Origin of the sequence: Lysinibacillus halotolerans, from assembly GCF_003711845.1 — a bacterium.
Lineage (GTDB): Bacteria > Bacillota > Bacilli > Bacillales_A > Planococcaceae > Ureibacillus > Ureibacillus halotolerans.
This window is the reverse complement of record NZ_RHLQ01000044.1, coordinates 1-19,844: the sequence shown is the minus strand read 5'-3', so window position 1 is coordinate 19,844 and position 19,844 is coordinate 1. Positions and strand designations below refer to the sequence as shown.

Genomic DNA, 19,844 nt, shown 5'->3' with positions numbered 1-19,844 from the left:
AATTTTCCTTTATTATCAAAAATTTCACGAAAAAAATTTTTTATACCTATTAAAAAAATAAAGTTTATTCCATTTTTTGCTTTGCTAAATTTAATATTTCGTTGGCAGCTTCTTCAATAGATAATTCCGTTGTATCCAAATAAATTGCGTCTTCAGCTTGGATTAAAGGTGAAGCTTCACGCTCACTATCTAATTTATCCCGTAAAGCAATTTCTTCCTTCAATTTTTCAATTGTAGATGGAATACCCCGTTTTTCATTATCAATAAAACGTCTTCTCGCTCTTTCCTCAACAGAAGCTGACATAAAGATTTTTAATTCAGCATCCTTTAATACATGGGTTGCAATATCTCGTCCATCCATTACAATTCCGCCATTCGCTGCAAGTTCCTGCTGTTTTGCTACGAGTATTTCACGAATATTTGCATGGGCAGCCACTTCACTGACGTTTGCGGTTACTTCATTGGAACGGATTAATTGAGTCACATCTTCTCCATCTACGAAAACAAGTTGTCCCTTTGGAGATGGCTTTAGAACAATGCTTGTTTTTAATAACATTGCTTCTAAAGAGTTTGCATCACTTAATTCTATGTTTTGTTTTAATGCTTTATACGTAACTGCACGATACATAGCTCCCGTGTCAATATACGTATAGCCTAAGTTTTCTGCTACAATTTTTGCAATCGTACTCTTGCCAGCACCTGCTGGACCATCGATTGCAATTTGAATTTTCTTAACCATAATATCCCTACTTTCCCTGTACATTGTACCATATTTACTTAGTAATTACTTTCTCAAATCCACCTCGGAAATGAAAATATCCGCTAAAAGAAAAAAGCCACTATTAAGAAATAGGGCTTTTTAAAATCGGGCTCGATTCTTTTTTCCGTATCATCAATTGACGTTCAAAACAAAATCGAACAATATATTGCTTATCTACTTCGTCCGTTTCTACAAGTTGTAGTGATGCTAGACGAATTGTATCCCTTTCAAAAATTCGAATAACTTCTGCATTTGTACGGACATATCGCATATCCCCATTTGCAAAAGGTAAAACAATAGTTAATGGTACGATTTCACCTTCATTAAAGGGTACATCCGACTTAAGTCGAATTAATAAACCTCCGGCACTTATATCTTCCGTAACAAATTGAAAATATTCATTGTTATATTCAATTGCTACATCAATAGACGTTTGAACTCTTACAAATTCCCGTCTTTGGATTTTCATAATTTCTTCTTGCTCAGGAAGCGATAACATTATTGTCGGAATTGTACCCATTTTTCTTCCGATTACTTTCGTTTTAAAAGCAAAACTAACATTACCTTCAGAAATAAATGTTCCATAATATTCGGAACCATCCACTAAAAAAGCGGTTTTTTTTGTTAGTGAACTTTTTGGATAGTCAATATAAACGATATTGTCTTTTATTTCGACAATTTTACAATGGAATTTTTCTTCTTTTTCAGTTATTTCCTGCTCTAAAGTTAAGACAGTACCAACTTTTAGATCCATAGTAATCCCCTCGCACAATAATAATAACTAATTATTGCACGAAAACCCGTTTTTTTCTAGGGCGTTTAGTATTTTTTTACTATGGCATATATTCGACTTTTAAAACATCGTGATTTTCAGTATCCACGACAATTCTAAAGGTTTCATTTTGTTTACTATCAAACCTTGCGATGACTTCATAACATTTTCTAAGTTGGAATGCTTCATTTTCTGTGTAAATTAACTTTTCTTCTTCTACATGAGTACCCGGGCGGAAGAACGTTTCCCAATTAATCGGAACAACTTTTTGATCCTCGTTAATTTCTTCCCTTTGAACATATTCCATCGCATTTAATCCTAATAATTCGCCGCTATCCTTTGATATTTTCAATTGAATACCATCTGGATATACAAATGCCTTATCTTTTCCAACAACTCGAGCTAAAGCAATGTGCCATGCTTGATGATTTTCACGCATTTCAACTATTTGCACATCATTATAGCCAGCACGTTTTAAAAATTCATTTGTTAAATCCCTCACTTGTTGTTGGCTAACACCTTTTTGTTCCTGGATCGGTCGTTCTGATAAGAAGGATAAAATATGCCCACCTTTTACGGTAATATCGGCATATCCAATGCGACTACCTTTTACAAATTGAATATGGTAGAACGGGTAAGGTGCATCTTCTTTACTTTTCGTTACAGTATAAGTAGCATCCTTGATTCCTGGAATAAGTATTTCTAATCGTTCGATTGCTTGTTCTTTTGTAATTTCTTTATCATCTAAATTTTGTAAATCCCTTTTCTTTAACCAATCCGATTCACTTGCTGTTAAAGGGAAATCTGTTTCCGAATAAGTTTTTAAATTGGAAGCAACATTTTTAAATGGTGATTGCTCCGTTTCTTTTTCAGCTACGTTTGTCCATTGGGATAAATCAGCATCATTTTGATAGAAATTGGATGTGGCTACAGTCCATTCATCGGATAATGACTGTAAGTTTTGATTGACAACTTGCATTCTATCATGCCAACCTTCAAAATCACGGTTATCTGAAGCATATTTAGCCTCTTCACCGATATTTCCAACATATCGTAGCCATTCATTTGCTACTTCCCTACTTAAAGGTAAACTACTGATCGTAGATCGAAACTCGTTACTTATTCGCCATATATTATCCAGCTCAGCCTCTAATGCTTGTTGGTCTTGAAATAGTAATGATTGAGAGACAGAACGTTGAAGTGTAGATAGTTTTTCAGAGGCATTTGTTAATGCATTTGTATATTGGGCTTGCACTGTTTGCTCAAGTTGCGTATTTTGTTGTCTTACTTCAAATGAATATAACCCTAGCGCTAACACGGCAATAGATAGTAAATAAATAGCACTTTTCATGTTGTCCCTCCTTTAATAACAGAATATATGTTCACCGATTTTTTTAATTTGCGGTCTCGACCAAATCCAATCACTTGTTGCTGTTTCTGGGTTAAAGTAATAAAGAGCATTTTCAGTAGGATCCCAACCATTCATAGCATCTAGAACGGCTTCTCGGGCTCTTTCATTAGGTGTTAACCAAATTTGACCATCAGCTACTGCTGTAAAGGCACCAGGTTGGAAAATAATTTCCGAAATCGTATTTGGAAAATCTGGTGATTCTAATCGGTTTAAAATAACGGCTGCAACGGCAACTTGCCCTTCATAAGGTTCACCACGGGCTTCACCATATACAGCATTTGCCATTAATTGCAAATCACGTTCTGTATATTTTGCTGGAAGTTGCACGTCGGTACTTTCAGATGAACCTGCCCCTCCAGTAGTTTGTTCTGCTAAAGGAACTCCTCCATAGTGGGTAAAACGATTACCTTTTTCAATTTGTTCATGCACCCAATCTCTATGATATTCACTAACAGAAACTAACTGTTCCTTTGTTTTAGCTCCTGCAATACCATCTATATCAAGTTCGTATTGTTCTTGGAAATTTCGAAGAGCCCAATATGTCCCATAACCGAATATCCCATCAATTTTCCCATTATAAAATCCTAAGTATTGTAACCTTGCCTGTAATTCAATAACATCATCTCCAAAAGCTCCACGTTCGACTACTTGACCTGAAAATGCGAATGTTTGATTTGGATTTACTACAGCTAATGTGCCAAATATTAAAATGACAGACATAAAGATACTTCTTACCATGTATTTCACTCCTTTCTCATAGCATGTAAAAATCATTTCGTTTTATACGTTTTACCAAATAAAAAAGGTTGATTCATTTTTGTTTGAATCAACCAATTGTTATAAAACAAATGCGATCGTTCATTCTACTCGCCATTTGTTTTCTTATTAAATTTTATTTTGTTCAAATAAATGTTGTACTAAATGTTGATGGGCTAATTTTACTTTTTTCAATGCTAACCACCACAAATAAAACATAAACGGAGCAATCAAATATACCCAATAGCCTTTAAAGGATAAAATAGAATTATAAATGATATGTAGTAAAAATGGCGTTAAAATAGAAAGAATTAAGTACTCTGTTTTTTTATCATTATTAGCAAACTTACTTTTACCAAAGTAGTAGCCCATTACGACTCCAAATAATGCATGGCTCGATACTGGTAAAATCGCCCTCATTAGAGCCGTATTTATTCCAAAGGATATTAAATAGAGAACATTTTCAACCGTTGCAAATCCGAGGGAAACACTTGCACCGTAAAGAATGCCATCATATGGATCGTCAAATTCAATATGTCTAAGAATAACGGTAAAGATGACGAGCCATTTAAAAAACTCCTCGAGTCCACTTGAAAATAATACTTCAGTGATAAAACGGTTGGAAAAAGTATCTTCTGTTTTTACTACATATTGTATAAACATAATCGGGAAAGTAATTAACGTCCCGAAAAGAAAAGCTTGTAACAACGTTTTTCTCGGCTCGGTCGCCATCTGATTTCTTAAATAAAAATAACTAAGCAGCGCTAACCCAGGAGCAATCGCAGCAGAAAACAATATGAACATTTTTTGGCTACGCTCCTTTCAAAACTCATTAATGTTATTATATCATTATTAGCTCACGAAAAAATGAATTAGAGGGGAAATTTTTATGGCAAAAAATATTTTATTGCTACATACAGGTGGTACCATTTCAATGAAGATGAATGAAAAGGGGGCAGTTCTCCCTAACGACAAAAATCCACTTTTAGGTGTAAGTGAACAGCTTTCCAAATATGCGAATATCCGTGAAATGGAAGTATTTAATTATCCTTCACCCCATATTACGCCCAAAGAAATGCTTTATTTACGAGATACGATCGTTCAATACACTCAAGAACATGTGGTTGATGGAATCGTTATTACCCACGGGACAGACACGTTAGAAGAAACTGCTTACTTTTTAGATTTAACAACTCAATTTGAATTTCCGATAGTGTTAACTGGTGCTATGCGTTCATCCAATGAACTCGGTGCAGACGGAGTATATAACTTAGTAGAAGCAATACAAGTTGCTTGCAGTGATGACGCAAGAAACAAAGGAGTACTCGTTGTGATGAACGATGAAATTCATCAAGCCTTTAACATTACAAAAACTTCCACATCTAGCGTCAACACGTTCCAAAGCCCACAATACGGTCCTATCGGGTTAGTAACGAAAAAAATGGTACACATTCACCAAGCACCGATTAAACGAAGATATGTAGAAGTAAACTCCATTGAAAAACGGGTTGCTTTATTAAAGGTATATGCAGGAATGGAAAGGGATTTAATCGAAGCCATATTAGATTTGAAGTATGACGGTGTTGTACTCGAAGGGTTAGGACAAGGTAATGTCCCTCCTGATGTTGCAGTCGGTATACAAAAATTACTACAGGCAAATATCCCTGTTATATTAGTATCCCGTTGCTTTAACGGAATTGCTGAAGGAGTTTATGGATACGAAGGTGGCGGAAAAAGTCTAGAAAACCTAGGTGTCATATTTGCCACTGGAATCAACGGCCAAAAAGCTCGTTTAAAACTTTTAATCGGATTAAATCAACATAATAATCCGATTGATTTAAAGGAATTTTTTAATTAACTAATCAAAAAGGTGTCTCAAAAACTGAGACACCTTTTCGTTTTTACTTTGAATTATTCATTTTCTGTTCAATGTGCTTCGCGATAAATCCTCCATGAAACTTTCCATTTTCAATAAAAATTTCATTCGCATTATTTCCAGCAGCAAGAACACCTGCAATATATAAATTTTCTATATTCGTTTCCATTGTTTCTACATCATACAATGGTCTACCAGTTTCAGCGTCGATTTCAACACCCATCGCACGGATAAAGTCATGATCAGGATGATAACCTGTCATAGCAAAAACATAATCATTTTTAATGACCTTCTCAATGCCGTTTGTTGAAAGGACAACTTCTGTTTCCCGAATTTCTTTAACAATCGTATTAAAATTCATCGTAATTTCTTCGTTTCGAACAAGGGATGCAAATTCCGGTAAAATCCAAGGTTTAACACTTGGAGAATAATCACTACCTCGATACGCAACAGTAACTCTAGCTTTTGCTTTATGTAATTCCAGGGCAGCATCCACCGCAGAATTTTTCCCACCGATTACGAGTACATCTGTATCAAAAAATGGATGGGCTTCTTTAAAATAATGAAAAACTTTTGGTAAATTTTCACCTGGAATATCCATATAATTCGGCTGATCATAATAACCTGTTGCCAGAATAACGTATGGGGTTTCGTATACTTCTTTATCGGTTTTTACCGTAAATTGATTTTCACCTTTTACAACTGATTCCACTTTTTCGAAGGCATTAACTTGAATGTTTTTCATTTTCACTACTTCACGATAATAAACAAGCGCCTGATTTCGATGGGGTTTTCGTTCCTCTATTATAAAAGGAACATCACCAATAGCTAATTTTTCACTTGTACTAAAAAAGGTTTGATGAGTTGGATAATGATAAATAGCATTTACCACATTCCCTTTTTCAATGACAATTGGCTTTAATCCGATATTTTGTAATTCTATTGCAGCAGATAAACCGCAAGGACCTCCCCCTACGATTATAGCGTCTACAGTTTGCATCTTAACCTCTCCTTAAAACAACTTACCAACTATATAAATTTATTTTTACTACTTTATTGTATCATGAAAATGCAAGTCAATAATGTGACACTGGGGTTTTGCTCCTAAACGGAATGGTACCATTGTCGTACCATATCCATTACTAATGAGCGTAAATACACCATCTCTAATAGAAAATGAACCATGGGGTAACATTCCTATCGAACCAAATCGAATTTGGCCACCATGGAAGTGTCCACCTAACATTAATTTTGTATGGAAGTTATGGCGTACTTCACGAAATACTTCCGGGTTATGGGAAATAAAAATAACATTTTCCTCTCCCCTGCATTTTTCAAAGGCAAGATCGAAATCTTCATTTTCCGTAGACGTATCATCGATGGCACTTATCCAACATCGATTTTTCATATTCGGAAGTATAATTGCGTCATTTTCTATTATGTGGACACCCGTCTCCTTAAAAATGTTCCGCAATGTTTCTTCGCCAACTTCACGATCATTATTTCCCCAAACAAAATAGAGCGGACCTAACCTTTGAAGCAGTTCAATGTTTTGATAGATTCGTTCAATGGGTGTTCGTTTATCGGCAAAATCTCCGCCAATAATGACCGCATCAAATCGTTTAGAAATTTGTTCAATCATTGGGACATGAATTTTCCTTAAATGGACATCCGAGATAAAAAAAAGGGAAACTTGTTCCGGTTCACCAAGTAAAGAAATTTCATGATGTAATACATTGTTTTCATTGGCCTGTTTATACATAAAGAGTAAAAACACGACGATTACCATTATTAGGACAAACAAAAAAATTATAAACCCTCCGTTTCAAAAACAAAAAGACGAGGTAACTTACCATCGTCTTTTTAGTATATTCGGCTCCAACCGAATATGTAATCTTTATACAGTTGAGATTAATCCAAAATCATTAATCTGTCCAGAAAAAGCAAAGATAGCCATGGATTCATCAAACGGATAGAAAATCTTAGTTACGGTATAATTAAAGTTTGCCCTACGTAAACGTCATTAGTAGATAAATTATTAGCTTGTTTAATTTTCTCTACACCACTTGCATCATTATAATACTTTAATGCAATACGGAATAAATTTTCATTTGGTTGGACTGTATGTACCTTACCGCTCGATTGTTTTTCAGCCTCTTGTTTTTTCGCTTCCGCTTCTTTTTGCGCTGCAGCCTGTTTTTCGGCTTCTGCTTTTTTCGCTGCTTCCTCAGCAGCTTGTTTTTCGGCTTCCGCTTTTTTCGCCGCTTCTTCAGCGGCTTGTTTTTCAGCTTCTGCTTTCTTCGCAGCCTCTGCTTCAGCAGCCTCTTTTTCGGCATCTTGCTCTTGCGCTACTTCAGGTTCCTTTTCCTTCGCACTTGCAGATACGGTATTATTTGTTTGAAACTCAACGAGTGTATCGTTATTTTTTTCTACTTCTGCTACTTCATGTTTACCTGGATCATAAAAAGCAGATACGTATATAAGTAACAATAATGGAATTCCAAGTAGTAAAATAACTAGTGCATTCATTAATGAAAATTTTCTTTTTTTCTTTATTTTATTTCGATTAGATCGTGACATTCTAGATTTTTTTTCTTCCATTTCGATTGTTTGACGATGCTCTTCGATTTTTTCTCTGTAATCTTCATTACTCATCAGTGCCACCTCCAAAACTATCTTTCTCTAATTATGACGAAATTTCTTTAAAATGTAAATAATCGAGGTGAATATTTTAATAGATTTTTGTCGACAAATCGATATTTTTAACATATATTTACGAAAAACCTAAAAGAATCGTTTCGAGTCTTTTTTTCCAAGAAACAGCCGTTTCATCCTGTTCGAAACTTTCCCGTTTTTGAATAATATTGTGATAATCTAACCCACAACATTCACAACAATCTGATGGTTTTTCCATTAAATTTTGTCCAAAATAGTGGACAAGCTTTTCTCTCATGCAACTTTTTGTTCGAATTAAATTGACTACTTCTTCAACAGCTCTTATTTTATCAGTTTTCATCGTTAATAATTGATGTTTCACTTCATTTGGATGGATTTGGTGCATCCAATAATCTAACACTCGATATGCCGTCTCAGAAATTTCCCCATTTTGAATCATAGTTGAAGGGGATTCATTCCTCCTACGATACTCTAGATAAAGATCTACGTGTACTTCATTTGGAAAATCATCGATTCCGACAAATTTCGCAAACTCATCGTCTCCATCCGCAAAAAGAAGAATTGCAAGAGCATCCTTTCCATCTCGGCCTGCTCGTCCTATTTCTTGCATATAATTGGCAACATTCGATGGGATTGATTCATGGATAATTTGCCGAACATTTTGTTTATGTACACCCATTCCGAAGGCGTTTGTCGCAACAATCCATTCTAAGGAACCGTCGATAAACTGTTGTTGAATGAATTGTCGATCTAACGTATCTTTCCCACCATGATAGGCAGCCGTTGAAATTCCCATTTGAAGCAATCTTTCACTTATACTTTCAGTTTTTGATCTAGATTGGGTATAAATAATTCCCGGACCTGCTGTTTCCAACACGTGTTCCAAAATCCAATCCAATTTTTCCTCTCTGTTTTGAAACAATACTCTACCCATATGAATATTCGGACGATCAACGGTATGAATAAATGTAAATGGTTCATTCATCTTTAAATAAGATTCGATATCACCTAACACTTTTTGTGTAGCAGTTGCCGATAAAGCTAAAATTGGTGGCCGATTCGCTTTATCCATCACTTCACCAATTCGTAAATAATCTGGTCTAAAATCAAATCCCCATTGGGAAATACAGTGAGCTTCATCAACAACAATCAATGATAACTCCATTGAATTTAACTTCTGTTGGACTTGGGGTTGCAATAACATTTCAGGTGAAATAAATATAAACCGATATTGGTGTAAATGTTGTATCGTTACTTTTTTCTGAGTGGCGTTCAAAAAAGAATTTAAGGCCACTACCCTTTTTTCCTTCAGTTGTTTAATTTGATCAACTTGATCTTGCATTAACGATAATAATGGAGAAATGATTAAAACCGGTTTGTTAAATATATATCCCGGAAGCTGATAACATAATGACTTCCCCATTCCCGTAGGCAACAACGCAATGACATCCTTACCTTTTACAATTTGCTCAATAACTTCTTTCTGGCCGGGACGGAAGGATGTATAGCCAAAATGATGTTGTAAAACTTTCTCAAGTTCCATCGTTATTCCCCCCTCGCCAATACAAGTCGTATTTGAAAATAGGATAAATGAGGAACCACTTCATGTAAAATCTTTAGTTTTCTCGTATTATAATCATCGACTGCCGTCATTACTTTTTTAATATCTTCTTTCGAAATAAATTGTTCGATAGAAAAATCGGGATCATTCATCGCAATTTCAACGATATGGTCTTCAATCGTGCTAACCTTTAACCGGCGGATATGACTAATTTCTTCTATTAAATACCCTTTACGGAAGAGTTCGGCTGTTTGATGAGCAGAACCACTTAAAGGAATAACGACTCGAATATCTTTTGCAAGTTGATTTAGTAATAAATATTGCTCCGGATGATTTGAAATTTGGGTAATCCAACTATGTAAAGTAGAAATATAAATTAATTGAACATCCATTTCAGATAAATTTTCTTGATAACTGATTTGCTGCCATGTAAGGCCAGCCGTTTGAAAACCTGCCAAGCGGTTAATGACAATCGATTTTGCCCGTTCTTCTACTTTTGAACTTTCAAGACTCCCCACTATTTCGTCTAATAACGTTTTTTGTAAATTACCTTCTTTATATTGATTTATAAGTAAAAACTGTCGAACCCAATGTTGAATATGATCGTCCTTTTGAATAGGGGTAAAAGACATTCGACCTGCCCCATGGTGAGAGAGGGATTGCACAATCAATGAAAGTCTAGCAAAAAAAATATGCTCATTCCCTCTATAATACCACCCATTAAAATAATACTTTTCCCCATCCTTTACAAATTCTCTTGCACTATCTGTCAGCTCATAGCTACCTTCATCATGGACGATTAAATAATGTTCTTCTATTAATGAATTCAGTTTCTCGTCGTAATGAGGTCTTGACAATTTCGGTAAAATACTAAAAAACTTATGTAAATGATATATTCCCACATCTTGTATTGTTTGGCCTGAACGTTTACCTTTTAGTAAATGGAAAGGTGCGGAAATCGTTCGTTCTTGATTGAAATTGTGGAAAATTTGTAAAAGAATTTGTTCAAATATCAAAAATCAACCCCTCCATTTCGTAGTATTATGTTGAAAAGTCGATTAAACAGTTTTAGAATAGAAAAGAAGCTTGATTGGAGCGCACGTTAAAAAGGAGAGAATACTATGCCAAAATATACAATTGTTGATAAAGATACATGTATTGCTTGTGGCGCTTGTGGTGCTGCAGCCCCAGATATTTATGATTATGATGATGAAGGAATTGCCTTCGTTATTTTAGATGATAACATGGGTACAGCTGAAGTACCAGAAGATCTACTAGAGGATATGCAAGATGCATTTGAAGGCTGTCCGACAGATTCTATCAAAGTAGCAGACGAATCATTTGAGGGCGATCCTTTAAAATACGAATAATTCATTCATATAAAAAGGTAGGAAAGGGATTTACCCTTGCCTACCTTTTTGTTTATTTTGCTTCACGGGTTTTTTTAAATAAATAGGATGCTAATATTAAGAAACAGCCAAGTCCGAAGGCAGTATAATAATGTATATCAATAGCCGGTCCAAAAGGTTTAACAAAAATATTTAAAAGTATAACACCTGCCCAAACTAAACCAAATAGTATGCCTAAACCCCAAGTAACTTTGTTTTTCTTTTTCTTGCTCGTAAATGCATTCTTTTTTAATACAGCAAATATAAAATAAATGAGACCGACTAAGCTTCCAATAATTAACACGATAGAGACTGAAGCCGTACCTAAATAAATTGTAGAGCCTTCCTTTAAAATTAAATCCGGAGCACCCCAAGCCACTAAATACCAACCAAATAATGTTAATATGATTTCCAAACTAAATCCCATTATTTTTTTTACCGATTCATTCGGAAGGGATTCGATAATATCTTGAGCGAGTTGTTGAGGTGCCTTTCCAAACACTTCCTCTGCCTTTTTCCCTTCTTTTTGTGCCTCAAGTAAGTGGTCTAACATTTCCAGCAACACTTCTTCCGTCGCCTTTTCATCTTTAAATGCATTTGTTCGAATATACAGAAGCATATTTTCATAATACGTTTTATTTTCGGGTGTTAATAAATTGCGTTTTTCATTATTTTGTTTCACCATTTTTTTAATTGTTAACGTCATTCTCATCACCTCTTAATATATTTGTAATAGGCCTACTTAATAGCTCCCATTCCTTACGAATTGATTCAAGGGCCACCTTTCCTTCATCGGTTAAAGAATAATATTTCCGATTTGGGCCAGTATCGGATGGTCGCATTTTTCCGTTAATCCACTGACTTTTTTGCAAACGTAATAATACGGGATAAATCGTACCTTCACTTATATCCTTTAAACCAAGCTGCTGCAGTTTTTGTGACAATTCATAGCCGTATACTTCTTCTTTTTCAATAACCGATAAAACACAACCATCTAAAATACCTTTTAACAACTGACTTCGTATGGACAAAGCGATTCTCACCTCACTATTTTGCTTTACAAGATACCCTCTGTTTAATACTATATTGCATAACAAAATAGTAGTCAACTATTTTGTTATGCAAGTTACTTAAATAGCATTGATTTTTAATGATAGAACTGTTAAACTGAAATTAGTAGTTGGTACTAATAACTGATATAACATTATTCGATAAAGGGGTACATTGGATGGACATTTTACAGTTAAAAGATAAAAATATTGTCGTAATGGGTGTTGCAAACGAGCGTAGTATCGCTTGGGGAATTGCAAAGAAGCTTTTAGAAGTAGGAGCAAACGTAATCTTTACTTATCGAAAAGAACGTTCAAAAGGAAAAATTGAAAAAGTTTTAGCTGATTATACAGAACATAAAACAGCTGTTATCGAATGTGATGTAAATAGTGATGAAAGCATTTCAAAAGCCTTTACTCAAATTGGTGAACAATTCGGTGTCATTCATGGAATTGTGCATTCCGTTGCCTTTGCCCATGCAGAAGATTTAAAAAATCGTTTTGTTGAAACATCTCGTGAAGGATATGCCTTTGCTCAAGATACAAGCGCATATTCGTTAATTGCAGTGGCAAAAGCGGCCCTACCATATATGACAGAAGGTGCTTCCATCGTCACAATGAGTTATTTAGGTGGACAACGAGTACTTGAAGGATATAATGTAATGGGTGTTGCAAAAGCTGCATTAGAATCTGCAATGAAATATCTTGCATCAGATCTTGGTTCCGAAGGTATACGTGTAAACGCAATATCTGCAGGTGCTATTCGTACGTTAGCAGCCAAAGGTGTACCAAGCTTTAACACAGCATTACACAAAATCGAAGAACTATCTCCATTGAAACGTAATACAAATCAAGAGGAAGTAGCAGATATGACTCTTGTTATGTTAAGTAACTTGTCACGCGGTGTTACGGGAGAAACGATTTACGTTGATTCTGGATATAATATTATGGGATAAATAATTTAGGACTTCACTATGCATACTTTGCATAAAGAAGTCCTATTTTTCATTTACTTACTTAATTTCTCTAATAATAGCTCTTCTGTAACCGGCCCAATAATTTGTTCTACAATAATTCCCTCTTCATTCACAATAATACTCGTTGGGATTGTAAGAACTTCATAAGCAATGGATGTATTCCCGTCTTCATCTAATAAAATAGGAAAGGTAATACCATGTTTGTTTGCAAATTGTTTCACTTTCTCTTTGTTCGTTTCTAAATCTGTCGCATTAACGGATAAAATTTCTACATTATGTTCTTTAGCATAACTTTCATAAAAATGTTGGATTGTAGGCATTTCTTCTACACACGGAGGACACCACGTTGCCCAAAAGTTAATGAATATTTTTTTTCCCTTTAAATTTGAAAGTTTCACTGTGTCACCAGCTAATGTTTTCATTTCAAAATCAGGCGCTTTCGTATTCATCGTTCGAACTTCTGGTTGTATACTTCCCTCTTCATGGGCATCATTATGGTCATGAGCATGGGCATGTCCTTCTTCTCCATGGGTATCACCGATAACCGGTTCTTCAATGATTCGATAAGAAATAGTAGGATTATCTCCTCTAGACCCTTCGTCTTCACTTGGAAGTTCTTGCAAAAGATTCGATTGGATTGCCTCATCAATAGTTAGTGGAGTACCTTTCGATTCAGCCATATTTGTATATATTGTAATGAAAAGAACAATGACAATGAGCCCCGTTAAAACAGCAGATAATAATTGTTTTCTCAATCAATAACTCTCCTATTTCATGCATGATTATCATTAGTATATGAACTTTATTAAATATCATGTAAAGTTCTTAAAATATAAAAAACCCCATTAACTAATACTCCAAAATAGGTGGAGTATTAGCAATGGGGCATTTACAACGATAAATTAATACATTTTTAAATATTGGTCGCGTTCCCAAGGATGTACAACTGTACGGAACATATCATATTCAATTTCTTTCGCCTCTTTAAAGTTCGAATAAATATGTTCGCCTAGAGCACCTTTAATCACTTCATCTTTTTCTAATTCTTGTAAAGCTTCTAGTAGTGATCCCGGTAAACTTTCAATACCAGTTTCTTTCAACTCAGCCGCATTCATCACATAAATATTACGATCTACTGGAGGAGGAGGTGTTAAACCGTTACGGATTCCATCTAAACCAGCTTCTAAAAGCACTGCTAAAGCTAAGTAAGGATTCGCTGCTGGGTCAACTGAACGTAATTCAACACGAGTAGATAATCCACGAGATGCAGGAATACGAATTAACGGTGAACGGTTACGAGCAGACCAAGCAATATAACATGGTGCTTCATAGCCTGGTACTAAACGTTTGTAAGAGTTTACTAATGGGTTTGTTACAGCTGTGAATGCTTTCGCATGTTTCATAATACCTGCCATGAATGCACGAGCAGTATCAGATAGCTCTAATTCTGCATTTTCATCCCAAAATACATTTTGGTTTCCTTTGAACAATGATAAGTTCGAGTGCATACCAGAACCGTTTACGCCGAATAGTGGTTTTGGCATAAATGTCGCATGTAAACCGTGTTTACGAGCGATTGTTTTAACTACTAATTTGAAAGTTTGAATATTATCACACGCTTCTATAGCATTTGCATATTTAAAATCAATTTCGTGTTGTCCAGGAGCTACCTCGTGGTGAGAAGCTTCAATTTCAAAGCCCATTTCTTCCAATTCTAACACGATATCACGACGGCAGTTTTCACCTAGGTCAGTTGGTGCTAAGTCGAAGTATCCTCCATCATCATTTAATTCAAGAGTTGGGTTACCTTTTTCATCTAATTTAAATAAGAAGAATTCTGGCTCTGGTCCTAAGTTGAAACTTGTAAATCCTAGTTCTTCCATGTTACCTAATACACGTTTTAAGTTTGAGCGTGGGTCACCAGCAAATGGTGTACCATCCGGATTTACAATATCACAAATTAATCGGGCTACTTTCCCTTTTTCCGCTGTCCAAGGGAAGATAACAAAAGTATCTAAATCCGGTTGTAAGTACATATCTGATTCCTCAATACGTACAAAACCTTCAATGGAAGATCCGTCAAACATCATTTTGTTATCTAAAGCCTTATCTAATTGGCTTAAAGGAATTTCTACGTTTTTAATCGTACCTAAAATGTCTGTAAATTGTAGGCGAATATATTTTACGCCTTTATCTTTCACAATTTGTTTAATGTCTTCTTTTGTGTACTTAGCCATCTTTTTCCACACTCCTAAAATTTTAAATTAAAAAATATAATTTACTCACCCTTTACTTGAAAAAAGCGAGATAAATCCCCTTGCCTTAATGATGCCTTTTGCATAATTTGTGCCTGTTGCATTTCCTCACGTAAAATCGCGCGGAGTTCTGCGTCAGAAATAGATAGTTTGTTAGAAGATTTCACATTGTTGTTTTTTCTCATATCAAAAACTTTTTTAATTCCTGCCATGTTAATCCCTTGATCGAGAAGTTCACGAATTTCTAATAATGCATCTACATCATCTAATGAGAACATTCTACGATTGCCTTCTGACCTTGCAGGCTCAATTAATTTATGTTCCTCGTAATATCGAATTTGTCTCGCAGTTAACTCCGTTAATTGCATTACCATGCTAATAGGGAGTAACGGCATTGCTCTTCGAAACTCTCGACTCATCGACATCTCCTCCCTTTCATAGCATTATTTTAAACTATGTTATGTATAATAGCAATACTATGTTAGAAAAAATAACATATGAAATTTAGATTTTTTTTATCGCAATTTTAGATGGAACGAATTCCCTATATAATCAAGGGCTTACGACATAAAAAACGAAAAAACCCAACGCTTTCACGTTGGGCCATTCTGTATCAATTTTTTCAAATAAAAAAGCTGTTCATTATCGTCATAGTTTATGACATGAATGAACAACTTTTGATTTATAGTAAATATTGTGCTCGTTGATTTTCGATCCAAACTTTCATTGTACGGAATAATAAAACCGTTACAATCATGAGCATAATTCCTTTTATAAAGTTAAATGGTAAAATACCTAACACAATCGTTTCTTTCATATCAAAAGTACCCCATCCAAGGAAGTAAGAATACATAGGTAAAAAGGCTACATAGTTTAATAGACTCATTCCTACTGACATAATGACTGTACCTGCGGCTAACCCTAAAATTAATCCTTCTAGTTTAGGTATCTTTTTATAAAGATAGTAGACAGGTAAAATAAATAAAATACCTGTAACAAAGTTGGCCATATGACCTACCGGAACCCCTGTTGGTGTCCCTGAGAAAATCCAATCTAATACATTTTTAAACAGTTCGACTAAAATTCCAGCTAACGGTCCCATTGTAATTGCTGCGATTAAAGCTGGTGTATCACTAAAGTCGATTTGTAAAAATACCGGGAAGCCCGGTAAAGGGAAGTTTATTAGCATCAGAATAAAAGAAATACTACTTAACATGGCAATCGTTACAAAAGAACGTAACTTAAGGTTTTGATTTTTCATTTACTTTCTCTCCTCTTTGCTGATTCAACCCGCAAGAAGAAAGGACAGCCTTCATCTATATTCGCCTTCTCCATGAAAAATCCCTTATGCAAAATTGCATAAGGGAGAAATAGGCACATTAAAAATAAGAAAATAAGTATGCGAAAACAAGCGTATTATAAAGGGTACGCTAAATAAAAGTAAAGTTATACGACAATGTACAAACGATACTTCCACATACAGTTTCCTATCCACAAACGAATATAGAGACCGTACCTTCACCTTCTCCCATCCAGACTATACTGTCGGCTTTGGAATCACACCAAATCCTGCTCTAAGTTGAGCTCGCGGGCTTAAGAAACTATATTGCAATCCTCCGATGTAAAAGAGAATGAGTTTCTATTACCGCCGATCGGGAATTTCACCCTGCCCCGAAGATGAATCAATATTATTTTTTAACATTATATCTCGAAATTGAAATATTGTAAAGATAGTTCAATAGGAAAAATTTTTCCTTTTATTTCCTATTTTCAAACGCTATTTATTGAAAAACTGTTGAATATGGTATTTCATTTGCACCGACCGGCATTGGTAATGTTGTAGTAAAATCAAAACCTTGCCATTCGGTTTGGGTTACATTTTTAAATTGTACGTTCATATTGAAATTTGCTGCGGTTAATAAAATTCCTTCAATCATTTTCATCGCTTGTTGTTGATCAAGAGTCATTAAATCCAATTGTTCAGTGAATGTTACAGTAACCACATCCTGTTCAACCGTTACATCGTAATCAACATCCGGAACAATAACGGATTGATAAACATCATTTGTGTTTTCTTTCATTGTAAGAATCGCTTCTTCTACGGTTGAATAAAAAGCTCTAAAGTTAGGCACTAAATAGCTCTGACCATCTGGCTGTGTAAATTGATAATAGTTGTATTGAGTCGTTTCACCATTCAATGGAATTGGTGATGATTCTCCTACTTCACTGAATATAAAGGGTGAACCAGTTTCATCTAATTGAACAACTTCATCATAATGATCTCCAAATGTATCTACTAGTGATGCTGTATAAGTTGTAAGTGAACCAGTTCCAACATCATATAATTGATCACTTGGTAATGTGTGAACAACTTGATTATCCCGTTCAGTAATTTCCCCGTCATACGGATGATAATTATGAAATCCAATAGCCTCTTCGTTAAACAATGGTGCATATTTGTTATATAGCTCAACCCCTGTAGGTTGACTATTACCAAAATCCTCCTGAATTCTTTCATTTGGAATTAAAACGGTTACAGGGATACTATCTGCAGCATCACTAGCTAATCCTAATTTAAATATCGTATTTCCTTCAATTTGATCAGGATAAACAGCTGTACGAAGATCAGCCATCTCAGTTCCCATTATATTCATTTCTTCACTAGATTTCGATTCCTCTGATTCAATCATAGAGTTCTTAGAAACACTAGAGGAATCGTCTGCTCGATCCATTACGGTAGTTTCTTCAGAAGTATGTTGGTTCATCATTGACGGAACTAATATAGCGATTAAACAGACTGCAGCTATTGAAATGGCCATCGGTATCCAATTAAATTTCTTTCTAGTTTTCTTCAAAGGCTCCTCATCAAAAAGTCCATCTTCCTTTAGTCGTTGGAGGACTTCATCTTTTGAACGTTGATCATGAATTTTCGGTACATTGGATAATAGATTTTCAATTTTGTCGTCATCCCATTGGTCATGAGTCATGTTGATTCGCCTCCTTTTTGGATGTTGTTAATAACTCACGAAGTTGTTTAATGGCCCGATGTTGTGTTGTTTTAACTTTTCCTTCCGTCCAATTTAAAACCGCTGCTGTTTCCGATATAGATAATTCTTGGAAATATCTCATAATGATGACCATCTTTTGATCACCAGTACATTTTTCTAAAGCGGTTAATAACTGCTGCATTTCGTCATTGAGCTCGGTAAAACTTTCAGGAGATTTAGTTGGTGATACGAGTTGTTCTGTTTCCCAATTAAAAGCATTAAAACTGTGGGAAGAACGAACAGTATTTTTTCTAAAATAGTCGATGGCTACATTTTTTGCAATGGCAAATAGCCATGTTTTCTCTGAGCTTCTCCCCTGAAATCGCTCGTAGGATTTTAATACTCTTACATATACTTCATGGGATAAATCTTCTGCAATGGTTCGATTTTTAACTAAATAAATTAAAAATTGAAAGACATCTTGATGATACAATTCATACAAACGATGGAATATGGACTCTTTCAAACTATCAGTCCTCCGTTCCTATTAATTTTGTCGTATACAACATAGAAAAGTTTCATTAATTCAAGATATTTTATAATTTCTATTAAAATTATTCTATATGGTCATTATAAGTGCAAATATCAATGATATACATAAAATAAAGGAAAAGGTTGTCCATTTCACTACAATCTTTAAGGACAACCTTTATTTTAATGGTTTTACATATAATGGTACAACTAAAATAAAGAACAATTTTTATTTGACGATAAACAGTCCACGAAACTGACTATTCCTTTTGCTCAAATTGTTTTGCTACTGTTTCAATTACATTGACTCTTCTTACTAAATCTCGATAACGCATTTGTTGTTGCGCTTTTTCTTTTGTAACTCTCTGTTGTTCTATATATACCTTTTGAATTTCCGAATGAAAGTATTCAATATCTGATTGATTACTCGATAAATTAGCTGCACTTTGAAGTACCAGCTTTTTAGTCTTTAAATCCGATTCTAAAGAATTAAGTTTGTGAATTTCTTCTTGTACACTCGTACATTCATTTATCAAATCTTGAAATAGATCGAGAACATGCCCCATTTCAACTATTCCCCTTTCCACACAATTTGGTTTTCTACGATATCTCTTTATCTTATGAATATTATTTCCGAAAAAACTTCTAAATAATGATGTTTTTTAACAATTGGAAAAAGGGGCTATTTAATGTCGTTCTTCCAATATAAAAAAGGCTAGAAACATTTAAAATGTACCCTATAAGAAAGACACTTGAAAAAAGGTCTCTCTTATAGGGTACTTTTATTTATAATGAAATAAAATAAATGGTTGATGGAGCGGAAGAACATGTCGAAAAAGTTATTT

General features: G+C 34.8%; 22 protein-coding genes and 1 riboswitch. Of the genes, 3 read left to right on the top strand and 19 right to left on the bottom strand.

The window, feature by feature from the left end:
• Nucleotides 1-64: 64 nt before the first annotated feature.
• The 5 genes from cmk to prsW all read right to left on the bottom strand — a co-directional run bounded on the left by cmk (nucleotide 65) and on the right by prsW (nucleotide 4,503).
• A complete protein-coding gene (gene cmk, locus EC501_RS14665; RefSeq protein ID WP_122973057.1) occupies nucleotides 65-739 on the bottom strand; it encodes a (d)CMP kinase in 675 nt (224 codons plus the stop codon).
• A gap of 103 nt (nucleotides 740-842) precedes the next feature.
• On the bottom strand, nucleotides 843-1,514 hold the full coding sequence (locus EC501_RS14660) for a flagellar brake protein (protein ID WP_122973056.1): 672 nt from the start codon (nucleotides 1,512-1,514) through the stop codon (nucleotides 843-845).
• 79 nt (nucleotides 1,515-1,593) lie between these two features.
• Nucleotides 1,594-2,883, bottom strand: coding sequence for a PepSY1/2 domain-containing protein (locus tag EC501_RS14655; protein WP_122973054.1), 1,290 nt, complete (start codon nucleotides 2,881-2,883; stop codon nucleotides 1,594-1,596).
• Between the two features lie 12 nt (nucleotides 2,884-2,895).
• Nucleotides 2,896-3,681 carry a spore cortex-lytic enzyme gene (gene sleB / locus EC501_RS14650; RefSeq protein ID WP_122973053.1) on the bottom strand — a complete coding sequence of 262 codons (786 nt, stop codon included), beginning with the start codon at nucleotides 3,679-3,681 and terminating at the stop codon, nucleotides 2,896-2,898.
• A gap of 147 nt (nucleotides 3,682-3,828) precedes the next feature.
• Entirely contained in the window at nucleotides 3,829-4,503 is a 675-nt protein-coding gene (prsW, locus tag EC501_RS14645) for a glutamic-type intramembrane protease PrsW (RefSeq protein ID WP_122973051.1), read from the bottom strand.
• An 85-nt stretch (nucleotides 4,504-4,588) separates the two neighbouring features.
• On the opposite strand from prsW, the gene EC501_RS14640 reads away from it, so the two are divergent.
• A complete protein-coding gene (locus tag EC501_RS14640) occupies nucleotides 4,589-5,557 on the top strand; it encodes an asparaginase (protein ID WP_122973049.1) in 969 nt (322 codons plus the stop codon).
• 43 nt (nucleotides 5,558-5,600) lie between these two features.
• Here EC501_RS14640 and EC501_RS14635 read toward each other — a convergent pair whose 3' ends face one another.
• The 5 genes from EC501_RS14635 to EC501_RS14615 all read right to left on the bottom strand — a co-directional run bounded on the left by EC501_RS14635 (nucleotide 5,601) and on the right by EC501_RS14615 (nucleotide 10,828).
• A complete protein-coding gene (locus tag EC501_RS14635; protein ID WP_122973048.1) occupies nucleotides 5,601-6,575 on the bottom strand; it encodes a YpdA family putative bacillithiol disulfide reductase in 975 nt (324 codons plus the stop codon).
• Nucleotides 6,576-6,623: 48 nt separating this feature from the next.
• Nucleotides 6,624-7,379 (bottom strand): metallophosphoesterase, encoded by a 756-nt coding sequence (locus EC501_RS14630; RefSeq protein ID WP_241559362.1) that lies wholly within the window; start codon nucleotides 7,377-7,379, stop codon nucleotides 6,624-6,626.
• 182 nt (nucleotides 7,380-7,561) lie between these two features.
• Entirely contained in the window at nucleotides 7,562-8,230 is a 669-nt protein-coding gene (locus EC501_RS14625) for a LysM peptidoglycan-binding domain-containing protein (RefSeq protein WP_122973044.1), read from the bottom strand.
• Nucleotides 8,231-8,348: 118 nt separating this feature from the next.
• The gene (locus EC501_RS14620) at nucleotides 8,349-9,794 is read right to left on the bottom strand and encodes a RecQ family ATP-dependent DNA helicase (RefSeq protein WP_122973042.1); all 1,446 of its coding nucleotides are present in this window, start codon (nucleotides 9,792-9,794) and stop codon (nucleotides 8,349-8,351) included.
• Nucleotides 9,795-9,796: 2 nt separating this feature from the next.
• Entirely contained in the window at nucleotides 9,797-10,828 is a 1,032-nt protein-coding gene (locus tag EC501_RS14615; protein ID WP_122973041.1) for a YpbB family protein, read from the bottom strand.
• A gap of 105 nt (nucleotides 10,829-10,933) precedes the next feature.
• Here EC501_RS14615 and EC501_RS14610 point away from each other — a divergent pair, with 105 nt between their 5' ends.
• Nucleotides 10,934-11,182: a ferredoxin gene (locus EC501_RS14610; RefSeq protein WP_097072328.1), complete on the top strand. Its 249-nt coding sequence runs from the start codon at nucleotides 10,934-10,936 to the stop codon at nucleotides 11,180-11,182.
• A 52-nt stretch (nucleotides 11,183-11,234) separates the two neighbouring features.
• Here the strand turns inward: EC501_RS14610 and EC501_RS14605 are convergent, their stop codons facing one another.
• Together EC501_RS14605 and EC501_RS14600 are read right to left on the bottom strand one after the other, a co-directional pair.
• Nucleotides 11,235-11,906 carry a DUF1129 family protein gene (locus EC501_RS14605; RefSeq protein ID WP_158599722.1) on the bottom strand — a complete coding sequence of 224 codons (672 nt, stop codon included), beginning with the start codon at nucleotides 11,904-11,906 and terminating at the stop codon, nucleotides 11,235-11,237.
• On the bottom strand, nucleotides 11,890-12,231 hold the full coding sequence (locus EC501_RS14600; protein ID WP_122973039.1) for a PadR family transcriptional regulator: 342 nt from the start codon (nucleotides 12,229-12,231) through the stop codon (nucleotides 11,890-11,892). Before EC501_RS14600 ends, EC501_RS14605 begins: the two co-directional genes overlap by 17 nt.
• 197 nt (nucleotides 12,232-12,428) lie before the next feature.
• Here EC501_RS14600 and EC501_RS14595 point away from each other — a divergent pair, with 197 nt between their 5' ends.
• Nucleotides 12,429-13,205 carry an enoyl-ACP reductase FabI gene (locus tag EC501_RS14595; protein WP_122973038.1) on the top strand — a complete coding sequence of 259 codons (777 nt, stop codon included), beginning with the start codon at nucleotides 12,429-12,431 and terminating at the stop codon, nucleotides 13,203-13,205.
• Nucleotides 13,206-13,258: 53 nt separating this feature from the next.
• Here EC501_RS14595 and EC501_RS14590 read toward each other — a convergent pair whose 3' ends face one another.
• The 7 genes from EC501_RS14590 to EC501_RS14560 all read right to left on the bottom strand — a co-directional run bounded on the left by EC501_RS14590 (nucleotide 13,259) and on the right by EC501_RS14560 (nucleotide 19,565).
• Nucleotides 13,259-13,981, bottom strand: a complete 723-nt coding sequence (locus tag EC501_RS14590) for a TlpA family protein disulfide reductase (protein WP_122973037.1) — start codon at nucleotides 13,979-13,981, stop codon at nucleotides 13,259-13,261.
• A gap of 147 nt (nucleotides 13,982-14,128) precedes the next feature.
• A complete protein-coding gene (glnA, locus tag EC501_RS14585) occupies nucleotides 14,129-15,463 on the bottom strand; it encodes a type I glutamate--ammonia ligase (RefSeq protein WP_122973036.1) in 1,335 nt (444 codons plus the stop codon).
• Between the two features lie 41 nt (nucleotides 15,464-15,504).
• Nucleotides 15,505-15,900 (bottom strand): MerR family transcriptional regulator, encoded by a 396-nt coding sequence (locus EC501_RS14580; RefSeq protein WP_122973035.1) that lies wholly within the window; start codon nucleotides 15,898-15,900, stop codon nucleotides 15,505-15,507.
• Nucleotides 15,901-16,163: 263 nt separating this feature from the next.
• Nucleotides 16,164-16,742 (bottom strand): ECF transporter S component, encoded by a 579-nt coding sequence (locus EC501_RS14575; RefSeq protein ID WP_122973034.1) that lies wholly within the window; start codon nucleotides 16,740-16,742, stop codon nucleotides 16,164-16,166.
• Between the two features lie 255 nt (nucleotides 16,743-16,997).
• A riboswitch (FMN riboswitch) is annotated at nucleotides 16,998-17,164 on the bottom strand.
• Between the two features lie 98 nt (nucleotides 17,165-17,262).
• Complete coding sequence (locus EC501_RS14570; RefSeq protein ID WP_122973033.1) at nucleotides 17,263-18,468, bottom strand: hypothetical protein; 1,206 nt, start codon at nucleotides 18,466-18,468, stop codon at nucleotides 17,263-17,265.
• On the bottom strand, nucleotides 18,458-18,994 hold the full coding sequence (locus EC501_RS14565; RefSeq protein ID WP_122973032.1) for an RNA polymerase sigma factor SigX: 537 nt from the start codon (nucleotides 18,992-18,994) through the stop codon (nucleotides 18,458-18,460). The genes EC501_RS14570 and EC501_RS14565 overlap by 11 nt, the downstream gene beginning before the upstream one ends.
• A gap of 265 nt (nucleotides 18,995-19,259) precedes the next feature.
• The gene (locus tag EC501_RS14560) at nucleotides 19,260-19,565 is read right to left on the bottom strand and encodes a hypothetical protein (protein ID WP_122973031.1); all 306 of its coding nucleotides are present in this window, start codon (nucleotides 19,563-19,565) and stop codon (nucleotides 19,260-19,262) included.
• Nucleotides 19,566-19,844: the final 279 nt, after the last annotated feature.

Coding starts and splice junctions, on each gene's coding strand:
- cmk (WP_122973057.1), bottom strand. CDS start 739: ATGGTTAAGAAAATTCAAATTGCAATCGATGGTCCAGCAGGTGCTGGC.
- EC501_RS14660 (WP_122973056.1), bottom strand. CDS start 1,514: ATGGATCTAAAAGTTGGTACTGTCTTAACTTTAGAGCAGGAAATAACT.
- EC501_RS14655 (WP_122973054.1), bottom strand. CDS start 2,883: ATGAAAAGTGCTATTTATTTACTATCTATTGCCGTGTTAGCGCTAGGG.
- sleB (WP_122973053.1), bottom strand. CDS start 3,681: ATGGTAAGAAGTATCTTTATGTCTGTCATTTTAATATTTGGCACATTA.
- prsW (WP_122973051.1), bottom strand. CDS start 4,503: ATGTTCATATTGTTTTCTGCTGCGATTGCTCCTGGGTTAGCGCTGCTT.
- EC501_RS14640 (WP_122973049.1), top strand. CDS start 4,589: ATGGCAAAAAATATTTTATTGCTACATACAGGTGGTACCATTTCAATG.
- EC501_RS14635 (WP_122973048.1), bottom strand. CDS start 6,575: ATGCAAACTGTAGACGCTATAATCGTAGGGGGAGGTCCTTGCGGTTTA.
- EC501_RS14625 (WP_122973044.1), bottom strand. CDS start 8,230: ATGAGTAATGAAGATTACAGAGAAAAAATCGAAGAGCATCGTCAAACA.
- EC501_RS14620 (WP_122973042.1), bottom strand. CDS start 9,794: ATGGAACTTGAGAAAGTTTTACAACATCATTTTGGCTATACATCCTTC.
- EC501_RS14610 (WP_097072328.1), top strand. CDS start 10,934: ATGCCAAAATATACAATTGTTGATAAAGATACATGTATTGCTTGTGGC.
- EC501_RS14605 (WP_158599722.1), bottom strand. CDS start 11,906: ATGACGTTAACAATTAAAAAAATGGTGAAACAAAATAATGAAAAACGC.
- EC501_RS14595 (WP_122973038.1), top strand. CDS start 12,429: ATGGACATTTTACAGTTAAAAGATAAAAATATTGTCGTAATGGGTGTT.
- glnA (WP_122973036.1), bottom strand. CDS start 15,463: ATGGCTAAGTACACAAAAGAAGACATTAAACAAATTGTGAAAGATAAA.
- EC501_RS14580 (WP_122973035.1), bottom strand. CDS start 15,900: ATGAGTCGAGAGTTTCGAAGAGCAATGCCGTTACTCCCTATTAGCATG.
- EC501_RS14575 (WP_122973034.1), bottom strand. CDS start 16,742: ATGAAAAATCAAAACCTTAAGTTACGTTCTTTTGTAACGATTGCCATG.
- EC501_RS14570 (WP_122973033.1), bottom strand. CDS start 18,468: ATGACTCATGACCAATGGGATGACGACAAAATTGAAAATCTATTATCC.
- EC501_RS14560 (WP_122973031.1), bottom strand. CDS start 19,565: ATGGGGCATGTTCTCGATCTATTTCAAGATTTGATAAATGAATGTACG.